20 protein-coding genes are annotated in these 24,621 nt (G+C 66.5%); 8 read left to right on the top strand and 12 right to left on the bottom strand.

The genetic code is table 11. The annotated features are described in order from the left end of the window. Positions 1 to 79 precede the first annotated feature (79 nt). The 4 genes from glnA (at position 80) to ntrC (ending at position 4,934) form a co-directional block, all read left to right on the top strand. Positions 80 to 1,495 (top strand): type I glutamate--ammonia ligase, encoded by a 1,416-nt coding sequence (gene glnA / locus ACTJLF_RS11025; RefSeq protein WP_019654791.1) that lies wholly within the window; start codon positions 80 to 82, stop codon positions 1,493 to 1,495. Between the two features lie 242 nt (positions 1,496 to 1,737). Further along, positions 1,738 to 2,253 (top strand): hypothetical protein, encoded by a 516-nt coding sequence (locus ACTJLF_RS11030; protein WP_019654792.1) that lies wholly within the window; start codon positions 1,738 to 1,740, stop codon positions 2,251 to 2,253. A gap of 11 nt (positions 2,254 to 2,264) precedes the next feature. After that, complete coding sequence (glnL, locus tag ACTJLF_RS11035) at positions 2,265 to 3,344, top strand: nitrogen regulation protein NR(II) (protein WP_019654793.1); 1,080 nt, start codon at positions 2,265 to 2,267, stop codon at positions 3,342 to 3,344. A 27-nt stretch (positions 3,345 to 3,371) separates the two neighbouring features. Beyond that, the gene (ntrC, locus tag ACTJLF_RS11040; protein ID WP_019654794.1) at positions 3,372 to 4,934 is read left to right on the top strand and encodes a nitrogen regulation protein NR(I); all 1,563 of its coding nucleotides are present in this window, start codon (positions 3,372 to 3,374) and stop codon (positions 4,932 to 4,934) included. Positions 4,935 to 4,972: 38 nt separating this feature from the next. Here ntrC and ACTJLF_RS11045 read toward each other — a convergent pair whose 3' ends face one another. The 7 genes from ACTJLF_RS11045 to ACTJLF_RS11075 all read right to left on the bottom strand — a co-directional run bounded on the left by ACTJLF_RS11045 (position 4,973) and on the right by ACTJLF_RS11075 (position 9,157). After that, positions 4,973 to 5,485 (bottom strand): hypothetical protein, encoded by a 513-nt coding sequence (locus ACTJLF_RS11045; protein ID WP_354421497.1) that lies wholly within the window; start codon positions 5,483 to 5,485, stop codon positions 4,973 to 4,975. Between the two features lie 3 nt (positions 5,486 to 5,488). Continuing rightward, positions 5,489 to 6,274 carry an exodeoxyribonuclease III gene (gene xth, locus ACTJLF_RS11050; protein WP_019654796.1) on the bottom strand — a complete coding sequence of 262 codons (786 nt, stop codon included), beginning with the start codon at positions 6,272 to 6,274 and terminating at the stop codon, positions 5,489 to 5,491. A gap of 146 nt (positions 6,275 to 6,420) precedes the next feature. Further along, positions 6,421 to 7,503: an ACR3 family arsenite efflux transporter gene (arsB, locus tag ACTJLF_RS11055; RefSeq protein ID WP_440883061.1), complete on the bottom strand. Its 1,083-nt coding sequence runs from the start codon at positions 7,501 to 7,503 to the stop codon at positions 6,421 to 6,423. Between the two features lie 6 nt (positions 7,504 to 7,509). Then, positions 7,510 to 8,016, bottom strand: a complete 507-nt coding sequence (locus tag ACTJLF_RS11060) for an arsenate reductase ArsC (RefSeq protein ID WP_440883062.1) — start codon at positions 8,014 to 8,016, stop codon at positions 7,510 to 7,512. A 38-nt stretch (positions 8,017 to 8,054) separates the two neighbouring features. Continuing rightward, positions 8,055 to 8,492: an ArsI/CadI family heavy metal resistance metalloenzyme gene (locus ACTJLF_RS11065; RefSeq protein WP_440883063.1), complete on the bottom strand. Its 438-nt coding sequence runs from the start codon at positions 8,490 to 8,492 to the stop codon at positions 8,055 to 8,057. Beyond that, entirely contained in the window at positions 8,489 to 8,830 is a 342-nt protein-coding gene (locus ACTJLF_RS11070) for an ArsR/SmtB family transcription factor (protein WP_019654800.1), read from the bottom strand. The genes ACTJLF_RS11065 and ACTJLF_RS11070 overlap by 4 nt, the downstream gene beginning before the upstream one ends. A 114-nt stretch (positions 8,831 to 8,944) precedes the next feature. Beyond that, the gene (locus ACTJLF_RS11075; protein WP_240650128.1) at positions 8,945 to 9,157 is read right to left on the bottom strand and encodes a hypothetical protein; all 213 of its coding nucleotides are present in this window, start codon (positions 9,155 to 9,157) and stop codon (positions 8,945 to 8,947) included. 220 nt (positions 9,158 to 9,377) lie between these two features. Here ACTJLF_RS11075 and ACTJLF_RS11080 point away from each other — a divergent pair, with 220 nt between their 5' ends. The 4 genes from ACTJLF_RS11080 to ACTJLF_RS11095 are packed head-to-tail and all read left to right on the top strand — an operon-like array spanning position 9,378 to position 14,589. Beyond that, positions 9,378 to 11,204: an FAD-dependent oxidoreductase gene (locus tag ACTJLF_RS11080; RefSeq protein WP_440883064.1), complete on the top strand. Its 1,827-nt coding sequence runs from the start codon at positions 9,378 to 9,380 to the stop codon at positions 11,202 to 11,204. After that, the gene (locus ACTJLF_RS11085; protein ID WP_440883065.1) at positions 11,201 to 13,051 is read left to right on the top strand and encodes a 2-oxoacid:acceptor oxidoreductase subunit alpha; all 1,851 of its coding nucleotides are present in this window, start codon (positions 11,201 to 11,203) and stop codon (positions 13,049 to 13,051) included. The genes ACTJLF_RS11080 and ACTJLF_RS11085 overlap by 4 nt, the downstream gene beginning before the upstream one ends. Continuing rightward, complete coding sequence (locus tag ACTJLF_RS11090) at positions 13,048 to 14,103, top strand: 2-oxoacid:ferredoxin oxidoreductase subunit beta (RefSeq protein WP_019654804.1); 1,056 nt, start codon at positions 13,048 to 13,050, stop codon at positions 14,101 to 14,103. The genes ACTJLF_RS11085 and ACTJLF_RS11090 overlap by 4 nt, the downstream gene beginning before the upstream one ends. 48 nt (positions 14,104 to 14,151) lie before the next feature. Further along, positions 14,152 to 14,589 carry a CBS domain-containing protein gene (locus ACTJLF_RS11095; protein ID WP_019654805.1) on the top strand — a complete coding sequence of 146 codons (438 nt, stop codon included), beginning with the start codon at positions 14,152 to 14,154 and terminating at the stop codon, positions 14,587 to 14,589. 65 nt (positions 14,590 to 14,654) lie between these two features. On the opposite strand, the gene ACTJLF_RS11100 is transcribed toward ACTJLF_RS11095, so the two are convergent. The 5 genes from ACTJLF_RS11100 to ACTJLF_RS11120 form a co-directional block, all read right to left on the bottom strand. After that, positions 14,655 to 16,172, bottom strand: a complete 1,518-nt coding sequence (locus ACTJLF_RS11100) for a phospholipase D-like domain-containing protein (protein WP_440883066.1) — start codon at positions 16,170 to 16,172, stop codon at positions 14,655 to 14,657. A 27-nt stretch (positions 16,173 to 16,199) separates the two neighbouring features. After that, positions 16,200 to 17,723: a hypothetical protein gene (locus ACTJLF_RS11105; protein WP_440883067.1), complete on the bottom strand. Its 1,524-nt coding sequence runs from the start codon at positions 17,721 to 17,723 to the stop codon at positions 16,200 to 16,202. Positions 17,724 to 17,819: 96 nt separating this feature from the next. Beyond that, entirely contained in the window at positions 17,820 to 19,301 is a 1,482-nt protein-coding gene (locus tag ACTJLF_RS11110) for a hypothetical protein (RefSeq protein WP_440883068.1), read from the bottom strand. A gap of 14 nt (positions 19,302 to 19,315) precedes the next feature. Then, positions 19,316 to 20,551 carry a type VI secretion system protein TssA gene (gene tssA / locus ACTJLF_RS11115; RefSeq protein ID WP_440883069.1) on the bottom strand — a complete coding sequence of 412 codons (1,236 nt, stop codon included), beginning with the start codon at positions 20,549 to 20,551 and terminating at the stop codon, positions 19,316 to 19,318. Beyond that, positions 20,551 to 24,615, bottom strand: a complete 4,065-nt coding sequence (locus ACTJLF_RS11120) for a type VI secretion system protein (RefSeq protein ID WP_440883070.1) — start codon at positions 24,613 to 24,615, stop codon at positions 20,551 to 20,553. The genes tssA and ACTJLF_RS11120 overlap by 1 nt, the downstream gene beginning before the upstream one ends. Positions 24,616 to 24,621: the final 6 nt, after the last annotated feature.

Raw genomic sequence — 24,621 nt, forward strand, 5'->3', positions numbered from 1 at the left:
CCGGGTGAGGTGACAATGGCACAGAAACTGCATCCCGCATCCCCGCATTCCTAACCACCATCCAACTCAGGAGAAACTGATGGCAAAGACCGTCGCCGATGTACTCAAGCTCGTCAAGGAAAACGAGGTCAAGTTCGTCGACTTCCGCTTCACCGACACCCGCGGCAAAGAGCAGCACGTGACCGTGCCGGTCTCGGCTTTCGATGAAGACAAATTCACCTCGGGCCACGCATTCGACGGCTCGTCCATCGCCGGCTGGAAGGGGATCGAAGCTTCGGACATGCAGCTCATGCCCGACCCGAACACCGCCAACATCGACCCGTTCTTCGAAGAAACGACGCTGATCCTGACCTGCGACGTGATCGATCCCGCCGACGGCAAGGCCTACGAGCGCGACCCCCGTTCGCTCGCCAAGCGCGCCGAGGCCTACATGAAGGCATCGGGCCTGGGCGACACCGCCTACTTCGGTCCGGAACCCGAATTCTTCGTGTTCGACGGCGTGCGCTGGAAGAACGACATGTCGGGCTGCTTCGTGAAGATCGAATCCGAAGAAGCCTCGTGGAACACCGACAAGGAATTCGAGCACGGCAACACCGGCCACCGTCCCGCGGTCAAGGGCGGCTACTTCCCGGTTCCCCCGGTCGACAGCTTCCAGGACATGCGCTCGGAAATGTGCCTGGTGCTCGAATCGCTGGGCATCCCGGTCGAAGTGCATCACCATGAAGTGGCCAACGCCGGCCAGATGGAACTGGGCACCAAGTTCAGCACGCTGCTGCAGCGCGCCGACTGGGTCCAGCTGCAGAAGTACGTGATCCACAACGTGGCCCACGCCTACGGCAAGACCGCCACCTTCATGCCCAAGCCCATCGTCGGCGACAACGGCTCCGGCATGCACGTGCACCAGTCGGTCTGGAAGGACGGCAAGAACCTGTTCGCCGGCGACGGCTATGCAGGTCTCTCTGACTTCGCCCTGCACTACATCGGCGGCATCATCAAGCACGCCCGCGCCCTGAACGCCATCACGAACCCCGGCACCAACAGCTACAAGCGCCTGGTGCCCGGCTTCGAAGCCCCGGTGAAGCTGGCCTACTCGGCCAAGAACCGCTCGGCCTCGATCCGCATCCCGTTCGTGGCCAACCCGAAGGGCCGTCGCGTCGAAGCGCGCTTCCCCGATCCGCTGATGAACCCGTACCTGGGCTTCTCGGCCCTGCTGATGGCCGGTCTCGACGGCGTGGAAAACAAGATCCATCCGGGCGAAGCCGCCAGCAAGGACCTGTACCACCTGCCGCCGGAAGAAGACGCGCTGATCCCGACCGTCTGCCACAGCCTCGACCAGGCCCTGGAATACCTGGACAAGGACCGTGCGTTCCTGACCAAGGGCGGCGTGTTCACCGATGCCTACATCGATGCGTACATCGAACTGAAGATGCAGGAAGTCACGCGCTTCCGCATGGCGACCCATCCGGTCGAGTTCGACATGTACTACTCGTTGTAATTGGTTCGCCCCCAGGCTTCGCGCACTTCGTGTCGCTTCGCCAACCCCCTTCCGGGGGCGACACCAACGGCCCGGCAAAGCCGGTTCCGTGGTGTCCCCCGCGAAGAGGTTGGTGGCTTGTAAGCCTGATGGGTTATGAAGGACGGCTTGGCCGTCCTTTTTCTTTGGGGCGGAACATCTGGTCACTGTTCGCGTCGAATTGCACGAAAATGCAGCCCTGTTGCCGCCCTCTACCGATACATATGAAGACTGCTTCCCTCATTTTCCTGGCCGGTTCGTTGCTCGCGTTGCCGGCGCTTTCGCAGGAGCGCGTCTGGCGTTGCGGCAACGAGTACACGAACAACGCGACCATCGCGCAGCAGAAGGGCTGCAAGGTCATGGAAGGCGGCAACGTCACGGTGGTGCAGGGCACGAGGGCTTCGGGCGGTGGATCGTCTTCTTCTTCCTCGTCGTCGGGCGGCTCGTCCGCTGCGCGGTCGCCTGCAGGCAGCCCGCGGGTCGAAGGCGTCGACCAGCGTGCCCGTGACGGCGAGGCGCGCGCGGTGCTCGAAGCCGAGCTTCGCAAGGCCGAGGCGCGGCAGGCCGAACTGCAGAAGGAATACAACAACGGCGAGCCCGAGAAGCAGGGCAGCGAGGGCCGCAACTACCAGAAGTACCTGGACCGGGTCGCCGAGATGAAGGCGGAGCTCGCACGCAACGAGAGCGACATCGCCGGCATCCGCCGCGAGCTTGGCCGCCTGCCGGCCAAGCAACAGTAGTCGTCGTCATCATGGTGTTCGGGAAGAAGGCGGTCGGCGCCAATTCGCGCTTTCAGTCCTTCGACCTGTTGTCCACGCTGATCGCGGTGGTCGACAGCAAGGGCTCGGTGCTGTTCGCCAACGCAGGGCTCGAAGACGCGCTCGGCACTTCGCGCCGCACGCTCGAGGGTTCGCAGTTCGGTGCGTGCTTCCACGAGCCGCAGGTGCTGCGCACTGCCATCGACGGCGCGAGCAGCAACGACTTCGCCACGCTGCGCTACGAGGCCTTGCTGCGCCGAGTGAACCACGAGCTGATGCCGGTGCAGGTCTCGCTTGCGCAGGGCGAGAAGAAGGGCGAGCTCATCATCGAGATGTCGCCGCTGGAGCAGCAGGTGCGGCAGGACCGCGAGGAGCGCCTCATCGACCAGGCGCAGGCGAACAAGGAACTCATCCGCAACCTTGCGCACGAGATCAAGAACCCGCTGGGCGGCATCCGCGGCGCGGCGCAGCTGTTGCAGATGGAGGTCGAGTCGCGTGACCTCATCGAGTACACGCAGGTCATCATCCACGAGGCCGACCGGCTGCAGACGCTGGTCGACCGCCTATTGGCACCGCACCGCCGCCCGCACGTGGTGGGCGACGTCAACATCCACGAAGTCTGCGAGCGCGTGCGCTCGGTCATCCTCGCGGAGTTTCCGCGCGACCTGCACATCGAACGCGACTTCGACGTCTCCATTCCCGAGTTCCGCGGCGACCGGGAGCAGCTCATCCAGGCCACGCTGAACATCGCGCACAACGCGGCGCAGGCGCTGGCCGAGCGCCGCGCGGCGGGTGACGCGCAGATCACTTTCAAGACGCGGGTGGCCCGCCAGGTGATCTTCAACAAGCAGTGGTATCGACTGGCACTGGAATTGCATGTAATCGACAATGGACCGGGTGTGCCGGACACGATCAAGGACCGCATCTTCTATCCGCTCGTATCGGGCAGGGAAGGCGGGACAGGGCTGGGATTGACGCTCGCACAAACTTTTGTGCAACAGCATCACGGCGTGATCGAGTGCGACAGCGTCCCGGGCCGAACCGATTTCAAGATATTGATACCGCTGCCCTAGCGCAGCCACCGGCAACAGAGGAGATGCATGAAGCCGATCTGGATAGTTGATGACGACCAATCGATTCGCTTCGTGCTCGAGAAGGCTCTGCTGCGCGAAGACCTGCCCACGCGCAGTTTCACCAATACGCGCGAGGTGCTGGCAGCACTCGAACAGGCCGCCGACGACGACCAACTCGCACCCCAGGTCCTGGTAAGCGACATTCGCATGCCCGGCGGTTCCGGGCTCGACCTGCTCGACAAGATCAAGGCCATGCATCCGGGCCTGCCCGTCATCATCATGACGGCGTTCTCCGACCTCGACAGCGCGGTCTCAGCCTTCCAGGGCGGCGCCTTCGAATACCTGCCGAAGCCCTTCGACCTGCCGCGCGCGGTCGAGCTCATCCGCCGCGCGGTCGACGAAAGCCAGCGCGAGGAAGTGGCGGAGGAGCGCATGGTCGCCGCACCCGAGATGCTCGGCCAGGCGCCCGCCATGCAGGACGTGTTCCGTGCCATCGGACGGCTCTCGCAGAGCAACGTCACGGTGCTCATCACCGGCGAGTCGGGCTCGGGCAAGGAGCTGGTGGCGCGCGCGCTGCACAAGCATTCGCCCCGCGCCAACGGGCCCTTCGTGGCCATCAACACCGCCGCGATCCCCAAGGACCTGCTGGAGAGCGAACTCTTCGGCCACGAGCGCGGCGCCTTCACCGGCGCACAGACCATGCGCCGCGGCCGCTTCGAGCAGGCCGAGGGCGGCACGCTCTTCCTCGACGAAATCGGCGACATGCCCTTCGACCTGCAGACGCGTCTGCTGCGCGTGCTGAGCGACGGCCATTTCTACCGCGTGGGCGGCCACAACTCGGTGAAGGCCAACGTGCGCGTCATCGCGGCGACCCACCAGGACCTGGAGCAGCGCGTGAAGCTCGGCGGCTTCCGCGAAGACTTGTTCCACCGCCTCAACGTGATCCGCCTGCGCCTGCCCGCACTTCGCGAGCGCGGCGAGGACGTGCCCGCGCTCACGCGCCACTTCCTGCAGGTGAGCGCGCGGCAGCTCGGCGTCGAGCCCAAGCGCATCTCAGATGCGGCGCTCGCCAAGCTGGCGGCCTTCAACTTCCCCGGCAACGTGCGCCAGCTGGAGAACATCTGCCACTGGCTCACGGTGATGGCGCCGGCCCAGCTGATCGAGGCGAAGGACCTGCCGCCCGAAGTGATGATGGCCGGTGGCACGACCGCCGAGGCGCATGCCGCAGGCGAAGCGCCGGCACTCGCGTCGAACGTGACGGCGGCACATCAGCCGGCCCCCTCGCTGCCCGCCACGGCAAGCGGCGAGGCGATGCCATCGGGGCACGTCTTCTCCGAGCCTGCGGAGGCCCACGCCCCCGCAGCTCCAGCCAGCGTCAGCAACTGGGAGAGCGGCCTCGAAGCCGAGGCCCAGGCCCTGCTGGCCGCCGGCCGCACCGACGTGTGGGATGTGCTCTCGCGCCGTTTCGAGTCGAGACTGATCCTCACCGCGCTGGCCAACACGCGGGGCCGACGCATCGAGGCGGCACAGAAGCTCGGCATCGGCCGCAACACCATCACCCGGAAGATCCAGGAACTCGGCATCGAATGAAAAAGGCCCTCTCAGGGCCTTTTTCTTTTCCCGCTCTTTCAGCGGCTTCTCTGCCCCTGCGTCAGCGAATCGATCTGGAACTTGTCGCTGCGGTCCCAGAGCCAGGTGTCCACGTAGGTGTGGGCGCCGAGCTTGCCCGGATTGGGCAGCGGCGACGCGGCCTTGATCATCTCTGCGATCTTCGGCGCCACTTCGGGCGCATGGCTGGGCGTGCGGCTGAAGGTGACGTTTACCACCTTGCCCGTCGCATCGATGTCGGTCTCCACCACCACGACCGCGTAAACGAGCGGCGGCAGCTTGCCCTTGTAGATGAGGTTCGCGTACTTGTTGTAGATGTGGCGAGCGCCGATCTTCCGGTAGGCGCGAACCACGGGCGTCTGCGCGGTGATGAGGCGCACCGTCGCCACCTCGCGGCCATCGGTGGCGGTTTCCCCGGCGGGCGCGGCGACGGTCCCCTTGTCGCCTTCCTCGGCCTTGTCGGCCGGCTTCAGCAGCGAGCAGGCCGAGAGCGACAGCGCAATGGCGATCAGCGCAAGTTTGCGCGCGACCATGGTTCAGCCACCCCGGTCGAGGTCGAGCACCACCGGCGCATGGTCGCTCGGCTTTTCCCACTTGCGCGGCACGCGGTCGATGACGCAGCCCTTCACGCTGGGCACCAGGGACTCGCTCACCAGGATGTGGTCGATGCGCAGCCCGCGGTTCTTCTGGTAGCCCAGCATGCGGTAGTCCCACCACGAATAGCTCTTCTCGGGCTGCTCGAACATGCGGAAGCTGTCCTTCAGGCCCAGGTCGAGCAGCGCCTTGAAGTGGTTGCGCTCTTGCGTCGTGTGGTGGATCGTTTCCTTCAGGCCCACGGGGTCGAAGCTGTCGCGGTCCTCGGGCGTGATGTTGAAGTCGCCCAGCAGCACGAGGTCGGGATTGGCCACCAGCTCCTGGCGCAGCGAATCGCGCAGCGCGTCGAGCCACTTCATCTTGTATTCGAACTTGTCGGTGCCCGGCGCCTGGCCGTTCACGAAGTAGCCGTTGACCACGCGCAGCGGACCCGAGGGCGTCTCCACCGTGGCCGCGATCACGCGCGACTGGTCGTCGCTGAAGCCGGTGATGTTCTTCACCACGTCTCGCACGGGTGCGAGGCTCAGGATCGCGACGCCGTTGTACGTCTTCTGGCCGAACACCGCGGCCTCGTAGCCTGCCGACTTGAGCACGTCGAGCGGGAATTTGTCGTCCGTCATCTTCAGCTCCTGCAGGCACAGCACGTCGACCGGATTGGCGATGAGCCAGTCGAGCACGTGCTGCAGGCGCGCAGTGAGGGAGTTGACGTTCCAGGTGGCTATGCGCAAGTGATTCTCCAATGGGGTTGATCGCGTCGATTTTTATCAGCGAGGAATCGACTCATCCGATTTTCGGGCGACCGGTTTTGTATCCGGTTGTCGCTTTCCCCTGTAGGCCGATGGCCTCGGGCACGGCATGGTGCCACACCGGTTGTTCAGCGACTCAGCCCCTGTTCGTACCAGCCGCGGGTGCGCGTCACCACGGACACCACGGCCAGCATGAGCGGCACTTCGATCAGCACGCCCACGACGGTCGCCAGCGCCGCACCCGACTGGAAGCCGAACAGACTGATGGCGGTCGCCACCGCAAGCTCGAAGAAGTTGCTCGCGCCGATGAGTGCCGACGGCCCCGCGACGCAGTGTGCAACGCCGAGCTTGCGGTTCGGCAGGTAGGCCAGCCCCGAGTTCAACACGACCTGGCAGAGGATCGGAACGGCCAGCAGCGCGATCACCAGCGGCTGGGCGATGATCGCCTCGCCCTGGAACGCGAAGAGAAGCACCAGCGTGAGCAGCAGTGCGCCCATGGACCAGCGGCCGAGCCGGGCGCCCACGGCCTGCAGCCGCGCCTGTCCTTTTTGCAGGAGATGCCGGCGCAGCAGCTGGGCGATGACGACCGGCACCACGATGTAGAGGCCCACCGAGATGAGCAGCGTGGCCCAGGGCACGGTGATCGACGACAGCCCCAGCAGCAGCGCCACCAGCGGCGCGAAGCCCACCACCATCAGCGCGTCGTTGAGCGCGACCTGCGACAGGGTGAAGTACGGATCGCCGCGGCAGAGCTGGCTCCAGACGAAGACCATCGCCGTGCACGGCGCGGCCGCGAGCAGGATCAGGCCCGCCACGTAGCTGTCGAGCTGGTCCGCCGGCAGCAGCGTCGCGAATGCATGGCGCACAAAGAGCCAGCCCAGCAGCGCCATCGAGAAGGGCTTGACGAGCCAGTTGACCGCCAGTGTCACGCCGATGCCGCGCCAGTGCGCCTTGACCTGTCCGAGCGCTCCGAAGTCGATCTTCAGGAGCATCGGAACGATCATCACCCAGATGAGCATGCCCACAGGCAGGTTGACCTTGGCGATCTCGAGGCGCGCGACCGCCTGGAAGGCGGAGGGAAACCATTGGCCCAGCGCCACGCCTGCGACGATGCATAGCGCCACCCACACGGTGAGATAGCGCTCGAAGCCGCCCATCGGGGGCGGGGCGGCGGACCGGTCCGCGTCGGGCGGCGCGATGGAGGACGACATCGCGCTTCAGCTCTTGGCGAGTTCGCGCGCGGTGGCCTGCAGCGACATCCCGTCGAGGCTGGCGGCCGGCAGGTTCACCAGCAGTCCCAGGCGGCGGCGGATCGCGTGCAGGGTCTGGCGGAAGGCCTCTCGCTTGCGTTCGTCGTCGCCCGCTACTTCCGAGGGATCGGCATAGCCCCAGTGGGCCGTGGCCGGCTGGCCGGGCCAGTAGGGGCAGGCCTCTCCCGCGGCGTTGTCGCACACGGTGACGACAAGGTTCATGCGCGGCGCATCGGGCTTGCCGAACTCGTCCCAGCTCTTGCTGCGCAGGCCCGCGGTCTCGATGCCCGCCTTGCGCAGCACCTCGATGGCCATGGGGTTGGGCTGCTGGTTCTCGCGCGGGCTGCTGCCGGCCGAGTAGGCCTTGAAGCGCCCGCCGCCGATGTCGTTGAGTATCGCTTCGGCGAGGATGCTGCGCGCCGAGTTGTGCGTGCAGAGAAAGAGCACGTTGAGCGGCGTGGTGGTGTCGGTCATGGGAACTTGAGGTCTTTGGGGGCAGGGGACTTGGTGGCTCAGCAGCAGGCTTCGGCCTTGCCGGGAGCGGCGGTGCAGCAGGCGCCCGCCTGCTGGTCCGGCTTGTTGTGGACGGGCACGGAGTCGAGCGTGCGGTAGTGTTCCCAGGCGATGCCCTGCGGGTCGGTCACCCAGTGCTTTTCGCTGCGGGCATAGCAGCAGCTGGTTTCGCCCTCGTCGAGCAGCGACCTGTCGGCCAGCTCGGCGCGCGAGCGCAACTGCGCCAGTTCGCCCTCGTCCTCCGCCTGTATGCCGAGATGGTCGATGCCCTTGCCGCTGCCGAAGGTCGAGATCGCGAAGTTCAGGCGCGGGTCTTCGAGCATCCACTTGGCGTAGTCGGCTTCGACGCGCGCGGGCTCGGCGGCGAACAGGCGGGAATAGAACGTGATGCTCCGGTCGAGGTCGTCGACGTGCAGGTGGACGTGGAATCGCTTCATGACGTGGCTCCTTGGCTCTTGCAGGACTTGGTTCTGTCGTCGACCGCACAGGAAGCGCCTGCGCAGCAGTTTTCGGTGAGGAAGCCCAGCAGCGCGTCCATCTGATCGAAGGCGGCCCTGTAGACCAGGTTGCGGCCGTTGCGCTCCTGCGTGATCAGGCCGGAATTGGTCAGCTCCTTCAGGTGGAAAGACAGGCTCGTGGCCGGCACTTCCATGGCCTCGACCAGCGCCCCCGGTGTCAGGCCTTCGGGGCCGGCCACCACGAGGGCGCGAAAGACGCGAAGGCGCAGGGGCTGCGCAAGCGCCGCGAGCGATTGGATGACTTTTGATTCTTCCATTATTCAATAATACTCGAATAATGAAATTAATGAGCAAGCAGCAGATGCTCTTTCTCATGCGCTGTACGTGCAGCACGCGCGAGCAGGGAACCTGGATTCGGCCTCAACTACTTACTACTGCGGCGAGGCCGGTTCCTGCGAGGCCTGCTGCTGCGCTGTCTGGGCCTGCTGTGCGTCCGGCGCGGCGGCCGGTTCCGTCTCTGCGTGGTGCCTGATCGCGATGCCCTTGACGAGGTGGCGGGGCAAGTGGTGCGTCTTCCGCAACTGCGCCAGCGCCTCGCTGCGCGCCGGCTCGCATACAGGCAGGAACATGTGCAAAACGCTCATGGTGTCGTCCCCGTGGAATGACCGGCGGACATTGTGGGCGCATCCGGCTGCGGGCGGGGGAATCGCCCTGTCGGCGCAGATGCCTTGGCGCTGCGCGGCGGACCGTGCGGGATTCCACCAAGCTTGCGCTTCCGTCGGCGGGGCGCATACTCCGCCAAAAAGCGCCACAAGCCACTCGTCGGCCCCTGCGGGGTTCCGGGCGACAGCCAGGAGACACGTGTTGCAGCGAACGAACATTGCCAACCCGGCCTACTTCCACAAGGTCGTCGATTGCCAGTACGCCTGTCCGGCGCACACTCCCGTCCCCGAGTACATACGCATGATCGCGCAGCGCCGATACGGCGACGCGTACATGGTCAACTGGGTCTCCAACGTCTTCCCCGGCATCCTCGGGCGCACCTGCGACAGGCCCTGCGAGCCGGCCTGCCGGCGCGGCCGTGTGGAAGAAAGCAATACGGAGGCCCCGGAGCCGGTAGCCATCTGCAGGCTCAAGCGCGTGGCTGCCGACATGAAGGAGGACGTGCGCGCGCGCATGCCCAAGCCCGTGCCGAAGAACGGCAAGCGCGTGGCCTGCATCGGCGCAGGGCCGGCCTCGCTCACCGTCGCGCGCGACCTGGCGCCGCTGGGCTACGAGGTGACCGTGTTCGACGGTGAGGCCAAGCCCGGCGGCTTCATCCGAACGCAGATACCGCGCTTCCGCCTGCCCGAGTCGATCATCGACGAGGAGACGGGCTACGTGCTCGACCTGGGCGCCGAGTTCCGCGGCGGTGAGCGCATCGATTCGATGAAGGCGCTGATGGGCCAGGGCTGGGACGCGATCTTCGTCGGCTGCGGCGCACCGCGCGGCCGCGACCTCGACATTCCGGGCCGCAAGGAGGCGGCGGCCAGCATCCACATCGGCATCGACTGGCTGAGCTCCGTCTCTTTCGGGCACGTCAGCAGCATCGGCCGGCGCGTGATCGTGCTGGGTGGCGGCAACACGGCGATGGACTGCTGCCGCTCGGCCCGGCGCCTCGGCGGCAGCGACGTGAAGGTCATCGTGCGCAGCGGCTTCGACGAGATGAAGGCCTCGCCCTGGGAGAAGGAGGACGCCGCGCACGAGGGCATCCCGATCATCAACTTCCACGTGCCCAAGGCCTTCGTCCACGACAACGGCAAGCTCGTGGGCATGCGCTTCGAGATCGTCAAGGCGGTCTACGACGACAAGGGCCGCCGCACGCTGGAGCCCACGGGCGAGCCCGATGCGTACTTCGAGTGCGACGAGGTGCTGGTGGCGGTGGGCCAGGAGAATTCGTTTCCCTGGATCGAGCGCGACTGCGGCATCGACTTCGACAAGTGGGGCCTGCCGGTGCTCGATGCGTTCACCTTCCAGTCGACGGTGTCCAACGTGTTCTTCGGCGGCGACGCGGCCTTCGGGCCGAAGAACATCATCACCGCGGTGGCCCACGGCCACGAGGCCGCGGTGTCCATCGACAAGCTGCTGCGCGCGGAGCCGATCGAGGTCCGTCCGCCACCCATGACCAACCTGGTGTCGCAGAAGATGGGCATCCACGAGTGGAGCTACGACAACGACACCTCCAACGACCTGCGCTACAAGGTGCCGTGGGCCAAGGCAGAGGCGGCGCTGGCGAGCATCCGCGTGGAGGTGGAGCTGGGCTTCGACGCCGCCACCGCCTTCAAGGAGGCCGCGCGCTGCCTGAACTGCGACGTGCAGACGGTGTTCAACGAGCCCGCCTGCATCGAATGCGACGCCTGCGTGGACATCTGCCCGATGGACTGCATCAACTTCGTCGAGAACGCCGATGAAGAGAGCCTGCGCCCGCGGCTGAAGGCGCCCGCGCTGAACCTGGCGCAGGACCTGTACGTGTCCGGCGGACTGAAGACAGGCCGCGTGATGGTGAAGGACGAAGACGTCTGCCTGCACTGCGGCCTGTGCGCCGAACGCTGCCCGACCGGCGCGTGGGACATGCAGAAGTTCCTGCTGAAGATGACGCTCGCAGGCCAGGAGAAGGCCGCCGAACAGCAAGTCCGGAAGGAGACCGCATGAAGCAGATCGAGGCGGTCAACGACTTCGTCATCAAGTTCGCCAACGTCAACGGCTCGGGCTCGGCCTCGGCCAACGAGCTGTTCGCCAAGGCCATCCTGCGCATGGGCGTGCCGGTGAGCCCGCGCAACATCTTTCCCAGCAACATCCACGGCCTCCCGACCTGGTACGAGGTGCGCGTGACGGAAGAAGGCCACCTCGGCCGGCGCGGCGGCACCGACATGATGGTGGCGATGAACCCGCAGACCTGGGACGCCGACATCGCCGAGCTGGAGCCCGGCGGCTATCTGTTCTACGACAGCACGCGGCCGCTGCCGCCCTCGAAGTTCCGCGACGACATCCGCGTGATCGGCATGCCGCTCACCGAGATCTGCAACGCGGTCTATCAAGACCCGCGGCAGCGGCAGCTGTTCAAGAACATCGTCTACGTGGGCGCGCTGGCCATCCTGCTGGGCATCGAGCCCGAGGTGGTCGAGAAGCTGTTCTCCGAACAGTACAAGGGCAAGGAGAAGCTGCTTGCCTCGAATGTGCAGGCGCTGCACCTGGGCTGCGACTTCGCGCGCGAGAACCTGCGCGAGCCCGTTGGCCTGAAGGTGCGGCGCGCCGACCGGGTAGGCGACAGGATCTTCGTGGACGGCAACAGCGCGGCGGCGCTGGGCTGCGTGTACGGCGGCGCGACGGTGGCGGCTTGGTATCCGATCACGCCTTCGTCGTCCGTGGCCGAGGCCTTCCAGAAGTACTGCACCAAGTTCCGCGTCGACCAGTCCACCGGCCAGCACCGCTTCGCCATCGTGCAGGCCGAGGACGAGCTGGCCTCGATCGGCGTGGTGGTCGGCGCCGGGTGGAACGGCGCGAGGGCCTTCACCGCGACCTCGGGGCCGGGAATCTCGCTCATGACGGAGTTCATCGGGTTGGCGTACTTCGCGGAGATTCCCGTCACCCTCATCAACGTGCAGCGCGGCGGCCCTTCGACCGGCATGCCCACGCGCACGCAGCAGGCCGACATTCTTTGCTGCGCCTATGCGTCGCACGGCGACACCAGGCACGTGCTGCTCTTTCCCGAAGACCCTCACGAGTGCTTCGAGCACGCGGCAGCGGCGCTGGACCTGGCCGACCGGCTGCAGACGCCGGTGTTCGTGATGACCGACCTCGACATCGGCATGAACCAGCGCCTGTGCAAGCCCTTCGAATGGGACGACAGCAGGGCCTATGACCGCGGCAAGGTCATGACTGCCGAAGAGCTGGAGGCGGGCCGCGACTTCGGCCGCTACAAGGACGTCGACGGCGACGGCATCCCGTGGCGCACGCTGCCGGGCACGCATCCCACCAAGGGCAGCTACTTCACGCGCGGCACCACGCGCGATGCCTATGCGCGCTACTCTGAGCGCGGGCCGGACTACATCTACAACATGGAGCGGCTGCTGAAGAAGTTCGCGACCGCGGCCACGCTGGTGCCGCAGCCGGTGCTGAAGCCTGCTTCGCAGAAGACCGACCTGGGCGTGATCTATTTCGGCTCGACCAGCCCCTCCATGCACGAGGCGCTGCAGGAGCTGGAAGAGCGCGGCATCCATCTCGACGCGATGCGGCTGCGTGCATTCCCGTTTCCCGAGAGCGTGGTGCAGTTCCTGGCCGGGCATGAGCGCGTGTTCGTGGTCGAGCAGAACCGCGACGCTCAGATGCGCAGCCTGCTGGTCAACGAGCTGGATGCCGATCCGGCCAAGCTGGTGCGCGTGCTGCACTTCGACGGAACGCCCATCACCGCGCGCTTCATCGTGCAGGCGATCGAGGCGCAGGTCGGCAAGTCGACCGCGCAAGGCACGGCCACCACCGGTGCGAAGGAGCCCGCATGACCTACCTCGCCAAGCCTAAGCTGCGGCATCCGACGCTGGCGACCAACAAGGTCGGCTACACGCGCCGCGACTACGAAGGAAAGATTTCAACGCTGTGCGCGGGGTGCGGGCACGACTCCATCTCGGCCTCGATCATCGAGGCCTGCTGGGAGCTCGACATCGAGCCGCATCGCGTGGCCAAGCTCTCCGGCATCGGCTGCAGCTCGAAGACGCCGGACTACTTCCTCGGCGCATCGCACGGCTTCAACACCGTGCACGGCCGCATGCCCAGCGTGCTGACCGGCGCCAACCTGGCCAACCGCGACCTGCTGTACCTGGGCGTCTCGGGCGACGGCGACTCGGCCTCCATCGGTCTGGGCCAGTTCGCGCACGCCATGCGGCGCGGCGTGCGCATGGCATACATCGTCGAGAACAACGGCGTCTACGGCCTCACCAAGGGGCAGTTCTCGGCGACCGCCGACCAGGGCTCGAAGAGCAAGAAGGGCGTGGTCAACACCGACAGCCCGGTCGACCTGGTGGCCATGGCGCTGCAGCTCGGCGCGAGCTACGTGGGCCGGGGCTTTTCGGGCAACAAGGCGCAGCTGGTGCCGCTCATCAAGGGCGCGATCAGCCATGGCGGCTCGGCCTTCATCGACGTGATCAGCCCCTGCGTGGCCTTCAACAACCACCCGGGCAGCACCAAGAGCTACGACTACATCCGGGAGCACAACGAGGCGGTCAGCCGCATCGACTTCATCAGTGGGCGGGAGGAGATCGCCGTGGACATGGAGCCCGGCGAGGTGATGGACGTGCGCCAGCACGACGGCACGCTGCTGCGCCTGCGCAGCCTGCACCCGGACTACGACCCGGGCGACCGGTTCGCCGCCATGGCCTACATGCAGCGGCATCACGAGATGGGCGAGGTGGTGACGGGGCTGCTCTACGTCGACCCGCTGGCCACCGACCTCCACACAGCACTCAACACCTGCGACCGGCCGCTCAATGCATTGGGGCCGGAACAGCTGTGCCCCGGCGCCCAGGCGCTGGAACGGCTCAACGCCTCCTTGCGCTGAGCAACGGCCGGCGTCAATATTCGGGGTTCGACTCACGGAGGGCGCATCATGGCCGAGCGCACCGTTTTTCAATCGATCTCGCGCAAGCACGTGCTCAGCCTGGCACCGCAGGCCACCGTGCGCGACGCAGCCTGCGCGATGACGCGCGCCAACTGCGGCAGCGTGCTCGTCATGGAGCTGCCCGACACGCTGCTGGGCATATTGACGGAGCGCGACCTCATGACCCGCGTGCTCGCCAAGGGGCTCGACCCCGACGGCACGGCAGTGCGCGACGTGATGACCCCCAACCCGATCTGCGTGCCGCCCGAGACGCTGGTCTCCGACGCTGTGGTGCTGATGCTGGAGCGAGGCTTTCGCCACCTGCCGCTGGTGGCGGGCGCGAAGGTGCTGGGCGTGTTCTCGGTGCGCGACGCGCTGCCGAGGGAGATCGGCGCGGCGGTGAGCCTGAGCGAGTTCAGAGAGCAGGTGAACGACGCGCTGGGTTGAGGGCGGCGGCTTCTCCGAGGCCGCTCGGCGGCACAGGGCTGTCGCCATGCCCCTTCGCAGGATCGCTACTTGAGCACCAGCGGCGTGGTCGTCCTGCCCTCTTGGGTATTCCGATGGTGCGCCATCAGCTCGTCATAGACCGTAGGAAGATCGAGACAGAGAAAGTTCTCCGCGTTGATGTTGGCGATCACGCTGACCGTGGCGCCCGCGCTGCCCAGCAGCGTGCGTTTCACGCCGTTGTGAAAGGTGGCAAGAATCAGCTTGTCGTGCTGCAGACGCTCCTGCCCGCCCACCACCGTCACCGGTGTCTGCACATAGACCTTGCCGCCGCTTTGCATCAGTCGCACAGCGGCCTCCTGCACGAATCGGTATTTGTCGTAGGCAGCCTCGTCGAGGAAGACTTCGATGTCAGCCCCTTGCTCGGCCATCTTGCAGAGAACGGGCACGATGCTGTAGTCGTCGTCGATGCCTGCCGTGCTCACGAGAAACTGGCGAACGGTGATCTTTATTGCGCCGAGCAGGTTCTCCACGATGAAGTTGCTGATGTTCACGGTGGGAGCAAACGCGGCCTTCACCCGAGTGGAGCTACTGTTGTAGTGAGCGACCTGTTTTTCGAAGGCCTGCCAATCCAGGGAATCGGCGGAGTAGGGCTTGCTTAGCAACTGGAAGTAGCGCTGATAGAGCGGCGCCAGCTTGGCGCTTCGGATGTAGATGCAACTCTCGAAGTTGCCGCCCTCCATGGCGGAGAAGCTCACGTTGGGCGATCCGGTGACGATGCCGTTGTTGTCGAGAATCCAGAACTTGTTGTGCATCAGGCCCGTCTGAACGTGCCCGCTGTCCAGTTCGTGCTCGAGGTCGCTGAACTGGGTGATGGTCTCAGCCTTGTAGTCAAGAAGAGCCGGCTTCTTGCGTTGCTTCCTCAGGGCCTGGATTTCGTGCCGCTGGTATATGAAATGAGGATTCTGCGATGCCTTCTGCAACTGCTCCAGGAGCTTCTGATTCGGAGTGCCCAGTTTCAGCGTGAGCTTGATCCTGTGCTTGACGATGTACGCAAGGATGCTGTCGCTGTCACCGTAGCTGACCGGCATGAACTTGTCCACCGCCAGCGAGAGGTTCCTGGTGTTCGCAAGCAACCCCAGTATCTGGCTTTTCATCGTGAGCCCCGATCCCGAGCCGAATCCGCGCGCATCGGCCACGTAGCGCCGAAGCACGATGGTGGCCGCGTGGTGCCAGCGCCTGCATACCCGTGCGAGCAGGCCGACGCTGCGTTCGTCGAACAGCTCGAAGAGCTGAACAAGAATGTCGCTCAACAGAAGCGGATGCGGCGGCATGGCGACCGTCAGTGCCTTGCCCGATGACGTCTGGGTCGGAGTCGGGATCGTGGCCTTGCCCGGTGGTTTCGACGTTGTCGCCTTGCCGATCGGGGCCACGGTGCGCACGACCGGCTGGCTGGAAGAGGGCACCGTTGTCGTGACCTCCGGGCGCAGGACGGTGCCCTTGCAGTGAGGGCATGTCTTCACTGGCATCCACGCGTTCTCCGTGGTTCGTCCGCAGCTGAGGTTGAGGCAGGTATAGCGCGCCATGATGTTCAGTGTTGACGACGAGCGCTCTCAGAGCGCAATCACATCCGCGATCGGCTTGTTCGCCTTGAAGCAGGACAGCGCCTCCATCTGCTTCCAGGCCTGCAGCTGCGTGAAGTTCGTCTGGTATTCGATGTAGCAGCCGGTCAGCGCCTCGTCGATGATCTTGTCGGCCCGCTCGAAGAGGATCTGGTTGTCTTCCAGGTCGCGGAAGTAGGTGCGCCAGGTGTCGCGCTCCTTCGACTGTCCCAGCAGCGTGAGGTAGGCGCTGTAGAAGAGCGAGTTGAACGCGCGGCCGATGTTGTCCTGGTAGACGGTGAACTCGCCGCCGCCGCCGGCACCCACGCCCAGCGTCACGTCGGCCTCGATGCCGAGCTTGGAGCCGCCGAAGGCCGAGGACTCGAACTCCAGCGAGAACGATGCGCCCACGCCCGCCGAGAGCGAGCCCTTGGCCGTGCCCTTCACTATGTCGTAGCCGCACATGCGAACCGAGAGCGATGCCTCGCCCGTGACCCGCGCGCCGGCGAAGGCCTCGGCACCGACCTTGAACTTCACGCCGTCGACGGTGGCGTTGAACTCGACCTCGGCCTTGGCCATGGCGCCCGCGAAGGCCTCGGCACTGGCCTCGATCAGGAAGATGTCGGACACGTCGATCTTCGCGTCGAGCTTGATCTTCACGCCGACCATCGCCTCGACGCTCGCCTTGGCCGTCACGCCCTTGCCGCGCTCGTAGCTTGCTTCGGCCTCGACGGATGCGGAGCCGCCGGCGAACGCGTCGGCCTTGAACTCCGCGCGCAGCCCGGTGATCTCGATCACGCACTCGCCCGTGGCGCGCACGCCGTAGCCGACCGAGGCCTCGGCCTTCACCGCCTTCTTGAACTCCTCGTCGGTCCAGGTCACCTTGCCAAACCTGCCGTTCTCGCCGCCGCGCATGAGGCCGGTCTCGACCTTGCCGCTGGTCTGCAGCCAGGGCCGCGGATCGGCAAACCTGATCTTCGTGAGGTCCTTGCACAGCACGTCGAGGAACAGGCGCACCTTGGCCGGCTCGTTGTTGCCCATGTACTGCAGCGAGAGCGACACGTCCTCCATGTACTCCGAGCCGTTGCGCAGGCCGTCCATCCAGAACTTGAGCAACTGCTTCTTGCGCACGATGAGGTCGCGGCGCACCGCGTTCACCGCCATCTTGTCGGCGACCGAGGCGAGCTCGCTGGGCAGGCGCAGGATGGGCATGTCCAGCAGGCTGCCGAACTGCCGCTTGTACTCGGCGTTGAAGTCGTTCATCTTCTGCAGCACCAGCGCGGGCTCCGGCGAGTGCGTGCCCTGCGTGAGCTTCTCCAGCATCTGCTTGTAGACGTAGAGGAACTGCAGGAACTCCTGCGCGAGCGCCTTTCGCTCCTTGCTGGAGGGCCCGCCGATCACCTTGCCGAGCAGTTTGAGCCAGGCTTTTGTCCTGGTGTTGAACTCGGCGCCGGACAGCTCGGCCCATACGACTTCGTACTTGTGCGTGAACTTGGCGCTCGCGAGGGCGTTGAAGAGGGGAGCAGACGTAGCCATATCGAAATCGTTCGTAGGGTGCTTGTAGAAGATGTGGTGTCAGCCGTTGTGAGCCTGCTGAGCCGAAGGGGAAATCCGGGAGAGGCGCAGCGCGGGCTAGGGCTGCATGTGATCCAGCGTTCCCACCCTGGTTTGCAGACGGGCCGCGATGCGCGTCAAGCCGGTGGTCGTTGCGGGATCGGCGGGAACTTGACGTTGCAGCACATGAGCCGCCTGGATGATCGTGGCGCCATTCGCCGGCGGGTCCTGGATACCCCAATGAGTGGCGATCTCGGGAAACCTCAATAGCCACTGAAACAGCACATCGATCTCTTTTTGATGAATAAAGTCGAAAGCCTGAGTCGCGGCGAACCTGTTCTGCGACCAGAGCGGTCGACCGCCGATTCGCCCGCCATCGGTCGGACTTGCCGGCAGCAGTCCGCCGACAAGGTGAAGCTTCAGCGTACTGGTGATCGGCACCATGACGCGCTCCGCCGCCGCATGCGCTAGCTTTTCCTGCGCTGTCGGCTGCCGGCCCACTATGGGGACGTCTGGAAGATGTGGTCCCCTTGGGCCCTGCAGGGGTGTGGCGAGTGCTTGACCTGTACCTGTCGTGGCGGATTGCGGAATCGCAAGCGGATGCCAGAGTATGGCGTCCCACGTGAAGCGGGCCGTGCTGGACTCCGCAAGGTCCAGGATCATCAGGTTGATGGGCCACGCACGCGGATTTCTTGCCGGCTCCGCATGGAAGATCGCCATGGTCATGACCGGCAGCAACAGCTGCTTGCGGGCATAGTCCTTGTCATATCCTCCAGAGCCCGTTGTCAGAGACGGGGATTGGCCCTTCATCAGGGATCGGACCGCCTTGGCAAGCACGGGAGAGTGGCGTATCTCGTTCCACGGAGCGGGCCGCGTTCCTCCGTAGACGCTCTCGGTGCTCTTCGCATAGATGAGGCCTGGATCTACGACCCTTTGCGCTAACAGTTGGTACTGTGGGTCATGGATTGCGTTCTTGGCGGCCCATTCCTGGATGAGCGTCCTGTCCTTCTCATCGATGTAGTCATTGGGGTCGTTCGATGCGGCTCCGGAAGTTCTGGCCATGTCGAGCAGATGCGCACTCAGGATGGACGCGGTCCAGTGTGCTGGAGGCGTTCCCGTTTTCTCGATCCGCAACGCCTGCCACGCCGCGTGATTGAGCGCCAGCGATGCCTTGATCACCGATATCGCGGTGATCGCATAGCGGTAGTGCAGATTGAGCTTGGGCAACCTGCCGTATCTGGATCTAAAGGCCTTGAGCGAACTCTCCAAGATGCTCGTGGACTGCAGGTAGGCAGGCTCCACGTCGCCCATGTACACCTTGTGGTTCTTGCTGATCAGCCGGCCCGCCAGCTTGTAGTAGACCATCGCCTCCCGCGTCGACTGGCGCCAGCGTGCGACCCAGGCTCCGGCATTGTCCATGGTGTAGGGTGACGCAGGGCTTCCATTGCCGACCGGAGCGCCTGGCAGTGCCGCCTCTTTCGTCAAGCGCTCGCAGAGCGAGAGCAGATGCAAGCCATCGACATACACGTGCTGGCCGGTGCGTTTGAGATAGCGAGGCATGCCAAAGGCTCCGTTCAGACGTCAGGCCTGACGCCGATCATCGAGAAGTACCGATTCAGATCCCCGTCTTCCCGCAGCACTTCCTGCATCAGCTGCGGCAGCGGCATGCGGCCCCAGGCGACTGCCCGGTTCACCAGGTAGGGCGTCGGGCTGTGCGGCTCCTCGCGCATCAGGTAGGCCGCCGCCAGCTCGAGCAGCCGATAGGCTTCGGCGCGGCTGCCGATGCGGCCGCCCGCCAGCGCCTGTGGGAGCGCCTCGGAGGGAGGGGGAGGAAAGAAGATGGGAGGAGCGTCGCTCATGTCGTTGTCGTCCATCGGAGTTGCGGTGGGCAGCGGTTCGGCATCTGGCACCCATCCGGTCGGAGCCGGAGTGGCCGGCTTTTCTTCGTCGCGCGGATCGCGCCCCTGCAGCAGGCTGCGCAGCGCCTGCCGCATGCGCGCGAGCATCTCCGTCAGCTTCGACAGGCTGGGTGCGTCCACGCCCAGCCGTTCGTCGAGCAGGGCTTCCAGGCTGCGCCATGCGTCGGCGGCCACGGCGACCCGGTCGTCGAGTGCGGCGAGCGCATGCAGGTCGCGCGCGGCGCGCTCGAGGATGTCCTGGCGCGACACCGTCTGCGCGCTCGGCTCCTCGGCCACTTCCTTCCCCTTGGCCTTGGCGTTGCCCGCAGCGCCGGCCGCGCCCGTGCCGTATTCGCTGGTCAGCGCGCGCTGCCAGTCGCCCAGCGTGATGAAGGGCGGCGAGAAGTCCGGCCATGCGAGCAGCGGCACGCGCATCAGCAGCACCTGCGCGATGGCGTCGTTGACCCACACGAAGGTGGCGGTGCGCATGTCGGCGTCGCCATCGTCGCCGATGAGCGGGTGCACGTCTTCCCAGAACTCGCGCGCCAGCCCTTCCAGCAGCCGCGCGCCTGCGGTCAGCCCGTCGATCGAATGGCGGTGCACCCAGGCCTCCGTGAGCCAGGCGGCCATCTGCAGGTCCTTGCTGCGGCGCTGCAGGACCTCGGTGCACAGCATCTCGGTGGTGCGCCAGTCGGCCTTCTTGAGCGGACGGGTCCATTCGCCCATCGGCAGGCTGGCGTCTTCCTCGGTGCGCGCCTCGCGGATGCGGGCGCACACCGGGTCGTAGCGCAGCGGAGGGCCGGCCGGGCCTTCGGGGCCCTCCAGCGGCGAGAGAAAGGTCGCGAGGTCGGGCGCGAAGCCGCCGTTGGCTTCGTAGGCGTTGGCGTTCAAGGGGGACAGCAGGGCGGCCATCAGGGCATGTTCCATTCGGGAGCGCGCGTGGGAAACGCGGTGGGCCAGATCAGGGCGTTCTTCTTGCCGGCGGGGCTGGCGGCAACGCGCAGGAACACGCGCGCGCGTCCTCCGTCGGGCGCCTGGGCAGCGTCGCCGGCCGACTGGGCCACCAGCGGAAACTCGAACTTCAGCAGCTGCGAGCGGCCATCGGGCCGCTGCGCCGGATCGCCTTCGCGCTGCCGCTGCGCCAGCGTGAACAGCGCCCACGGGTCGGCGAAGCGGAAGCTCACGGTCTGGCCGTCGGTGATCAGCGCATGCTGCTGCGGGTCGGCGCGTGCGATCAGCGGCGAGTCCTTCGCGATGCGCAGCACCAGCGCCACCGGCATGCCGTATTCCCAGCGCAGCGTGCGCGGCGCATCGCGCAGCCTCAGCGCCTGGTCGCCCACTTCGAAGGACCAGTCGATGATCTTGTTGCCCTCGATCTCGGCCATGGTGTTCGCGCGGAAGTCCACGCTCAGGTCGTAGCCGGGGGCGGCGCCTTCCTCGGACGGGAAGAGCGGCTGCAGGAAGTCGCGCGAGCGTGCGAACTGCTCGGCGAAGCGGCGTGCGCCGGCGCCGGGCATGCCGGCGTTGCGCGCGCCGGTGTCTGCACCGCGGTTCTCCTTGAGCGCGCGCGACAGCGGGTCGAACGCACGCAGCAGGTCGTTCACGTCCGCCGGGTCGGCGAGCTCGAAGGCGCGCCCCGTCGCCGGGCCGAACGGATGCCGGCCCGCCAGCGAGCGATTGAAGCGGGTGGCGAACTGCGTCCACAGCTCCTGCTGGTCGCCGAACTGGAGCTCCTGGCAGCGCGCGAGCAGTGCGCTGTAGATCTGCTGGTGGCGGTCGGCGAAGTAGTCGCCGATGCGCGTGGCCGGCGCCTTGCCGGCCAGCTTCGCGCCGCAGGTCTCGCGGTCGATCTCGGTACCGGTGGTGCCCAGGAACTGTTCGAGCAGCAGCAGACTGCTGTTCGGGTTCTTCAGCCGGTAGCGCTCGAGGTCGCGGTTGATCGCCTGCCAGCGCTGCGCGAGCACCGAGCCTGCGCCCACGCCGTCTAGCGTGGCGATGTAGCTGTCGGCCAGCTTGCCCAGCGTTTCCACGCGGTTGAACTGCTGGCCCAGGTAGGCCGCGAGCGAGCCCACGTCCGAGACGCCGAAGGCCACCAGCATCGGCCCGCGCTCGCCGCGCCAGGACTGGAAGTCGCGCCCGCGCATGGCGTAGAGCTCCGACTGATTGAAGGCCTCGTCGACCGCTTCCAGCCGTTGCATCGCATCACGCGAGACCATTGCGCGAAGGTCTTCGGCGCGCGAGCCGGCGCCCAGTTCGTACAGCAGCGCCTGGATCTTCACGAGGCGCTGGCGCGAGGCCTCGTAGGCGGCCGCCTGGGTGTCGACGGAGCGGCCGCCGTCGCCCATGCCGTTGGCGGCATCGGCCACCTGGTCGACCACCAGCTGCGCGAAGTGCGCGTTGAGCGCGCCCTCGATGCCCGGGCGCAGCGTGGCCGGAAAGGCCTGCATGCCTTCGCTCATGTAGCGCTTGCGGATGTCGCCCACGGCCAGCGCCTGGTCGAGCCGCGGCAGGTCCCACACGGCCAGTGTGCGGGTGCCGCCGCCAGGCAGTTCGCGGTCGCGCGCGGGCGCCATGAAGGGCTGCGCCAGCAGCGCGGTAAGGGCGTCGCGCAGGGCGATGCGCTCGGGCGCCAGCGCGAAGCGGCCGTCCTTGTCCTGCCACACCAGGCCGGGCTGGGCGCCGCCGAAGCGCAGGTTGAACTCGACGCGGAACTTCTGGAAAGCATCCTGCGCGCGGCTTCGCACCGCCTCTGCCGATTCGAGCCCCAGCAGCCGGTTCTGCTCGATGCGCGCGATCGTGCGGTCGTAGGAAGGGCCGAGCACCAGCACCGGCTGGCGCATCCAGCCGCCCTTGCCGGAGGCGACCAGGTCCTCCTGGTCCTTCATGGCCGCGATCACCTCGCGGAAGCTGGCCGTGGTGCGCGTGAAGGTGCCGGTGCTCGCGAGCGAAGGCAGCAGCCGCGCGAGCGACTGCTCCGACACCAGCAGCTCGTTGTTGACGAAGAGCCGCGCATCGAGCTGCGCCGTGCCCTTGTCGAGCGCGCAGCGCAGCGCCGACTGCACCGGTGCCAGCGGAATGGCCAGCGCATTGCCTTCGGCCGCCTGGCGGAAGTAGCGCAGGTTGCGGCTCAGGTCGGCCGGCAGTTCCGCGCCCAGCGCGTAGCGCACGGCCACGCGAAGGTCTTCCGCATTGCCGGTGGCCGGCTGGCGCAGCCGCTCCACCGCCTGCAGCGCGGCATCGAGCTGCTCGACCGAGCCCAGGTAGCGCTGCAGCGCGCCGAACTCGGGCTGGTCTTCCACCAGCAGGCCGTTCTTGCGCGGCGCGTCGCCGATGGTCCTGAAGCTCGGCGGCAGGCCGCAGCTCGCGCCCACGATGAATTCGCCGGTGGCTTCGTCCTGCTCGACGCCGCTCAACTGGCTCACGCGCGCCATCAGCTCGCGCCGCAGCGTGCTCACGGCGATGTCGCCGAACTCGCGCTCGATGCGTTCGATCACGCGCTCGTTCAGGTCGTCGAAGGGCTGCCAGGAGCCGGGCATGAAGAAGGAATACGTGCCGTCGGTGCGCAGCCGTTCGTTCATGGCCAGCAGCAAGAGCGCCTTGTTGCGGTACCAGGCGGTCGGAATGGTCTCGCCGCGCTGCAGCGCACGCATGCGGTACTGCGCGTCGTGCTGTAGCTGCGCAAGCGCCGGCACCAGCGTCGCGTTGTGCCGGTGCAGCTGCCAGGCAGCCACGATCAGGCCGATGCCCCAGCCGCCCAGGAAGATCACCGCCGTCCAGCGCAGCGCGCGGTGCAGCACGGGGCGCGTGAGCGTCTGCGTGCGCGAAGGCCGCGTGAGGCCGTATTCCAGGAAGATCTTCTTCTCGAACAGGTCGCGCAGGAAGGCCGGCTGGCGCATCAGCTGCGCGATCAGGTCGCCGCCGACGGGCTCCAGGTCCTTGTGGCCGTAGGCATCGTGCTGGGCGTCGATGGCCGCCACCGTCTGCGCCGATTCGCCGCTGTCGCCCGTGAGGTAGATGCCGCGGAAGAAGAAGGGCTCGTGGTAAGCACTGGGGCGCATCAGCTCGTCGACGTACAGCTGCAGCTGGCCGCGCAGCGCCTCGATGCGCGAAGGCAGCAGCAGCTGCGCGCCGGCGCCCTGGGGCTCTGTGCCGGTGGCGAAAAGCTCGGCCGACACGTCCGACACCGAGCGCACCACGGTACCCACCGCCTCGTCGACCCACGCCGGCTGGTAGGTGGTCGACAGGTCGTAGGGCGAAGACCAGCCCAGCATGCTCGCGCGCAGCGGCTCCGGCAGGGCGCTCGCGAAGGCGCTGAAGCCTTCGAGCTGCTCCGCGCCGGTCACCAGCACGTACACCGCGAAGCGCATCGCGAAGCGGTTCTGCGCGAGCCACAGGCGGCGGTGCGCGAGCTTGGCGCGCTTGGAGAGCTCGAGCCGCCCGTCGGTGCTGTCGTCCAGCAGCAGGGCCGCCGGTATGGTGATGACCACCGAATCGAAGGGCCGCTGCGGCCGGTAGGCGCGGCACATGCCGAGGAACTCGTCCCACGGCTTCTCGGAGGCATCGTCGTCGTCGGGCGAACCCAGGTAGGCGCCCTGGATGTCGATGACAACGCCGCGGTCGAAGAAGTGCCACGAGATGCCCTGCGTGGCCGCGGCCGAGGCCGACTCGGTGCTCAGCGCGCTCGCCACGCCCGACTGCTCGATGGGCAGCTGCCGATGGTCGTCGCCCTCGTTGAGCAGCATGATCCACGGGATGCCGTAGCGGTCGGCGCGCGAGGCGATGTTGCCCTCAATCAGCTCCACTGCCTGGCGGAACGAGCTGCGCAGCGAGTCGAAGCGGATGCGCGCGACCTTCGGATCGCTCGACGGCTTGGCGTGCGAGCGCCGTGCCGCGAAGTACAGCACCATGCCGAGCACGAGCAGCACCACCAGCGTCAGCACCGCGATGGAAATCAGGAAGAGCTGGTCGGTCAGCATCGCGAC

It is taken from the genome of Variovorax sp. 22077 (genome assembly GCF_052044195.1).
Taxonomy (GTDB): domain Bacteria; phylum Pseudomonadota; class Gammaproteobacteria; order Burkholderiales; family Burkholderiaceae_C; genus Variovorax; species Variovorax atrisoli.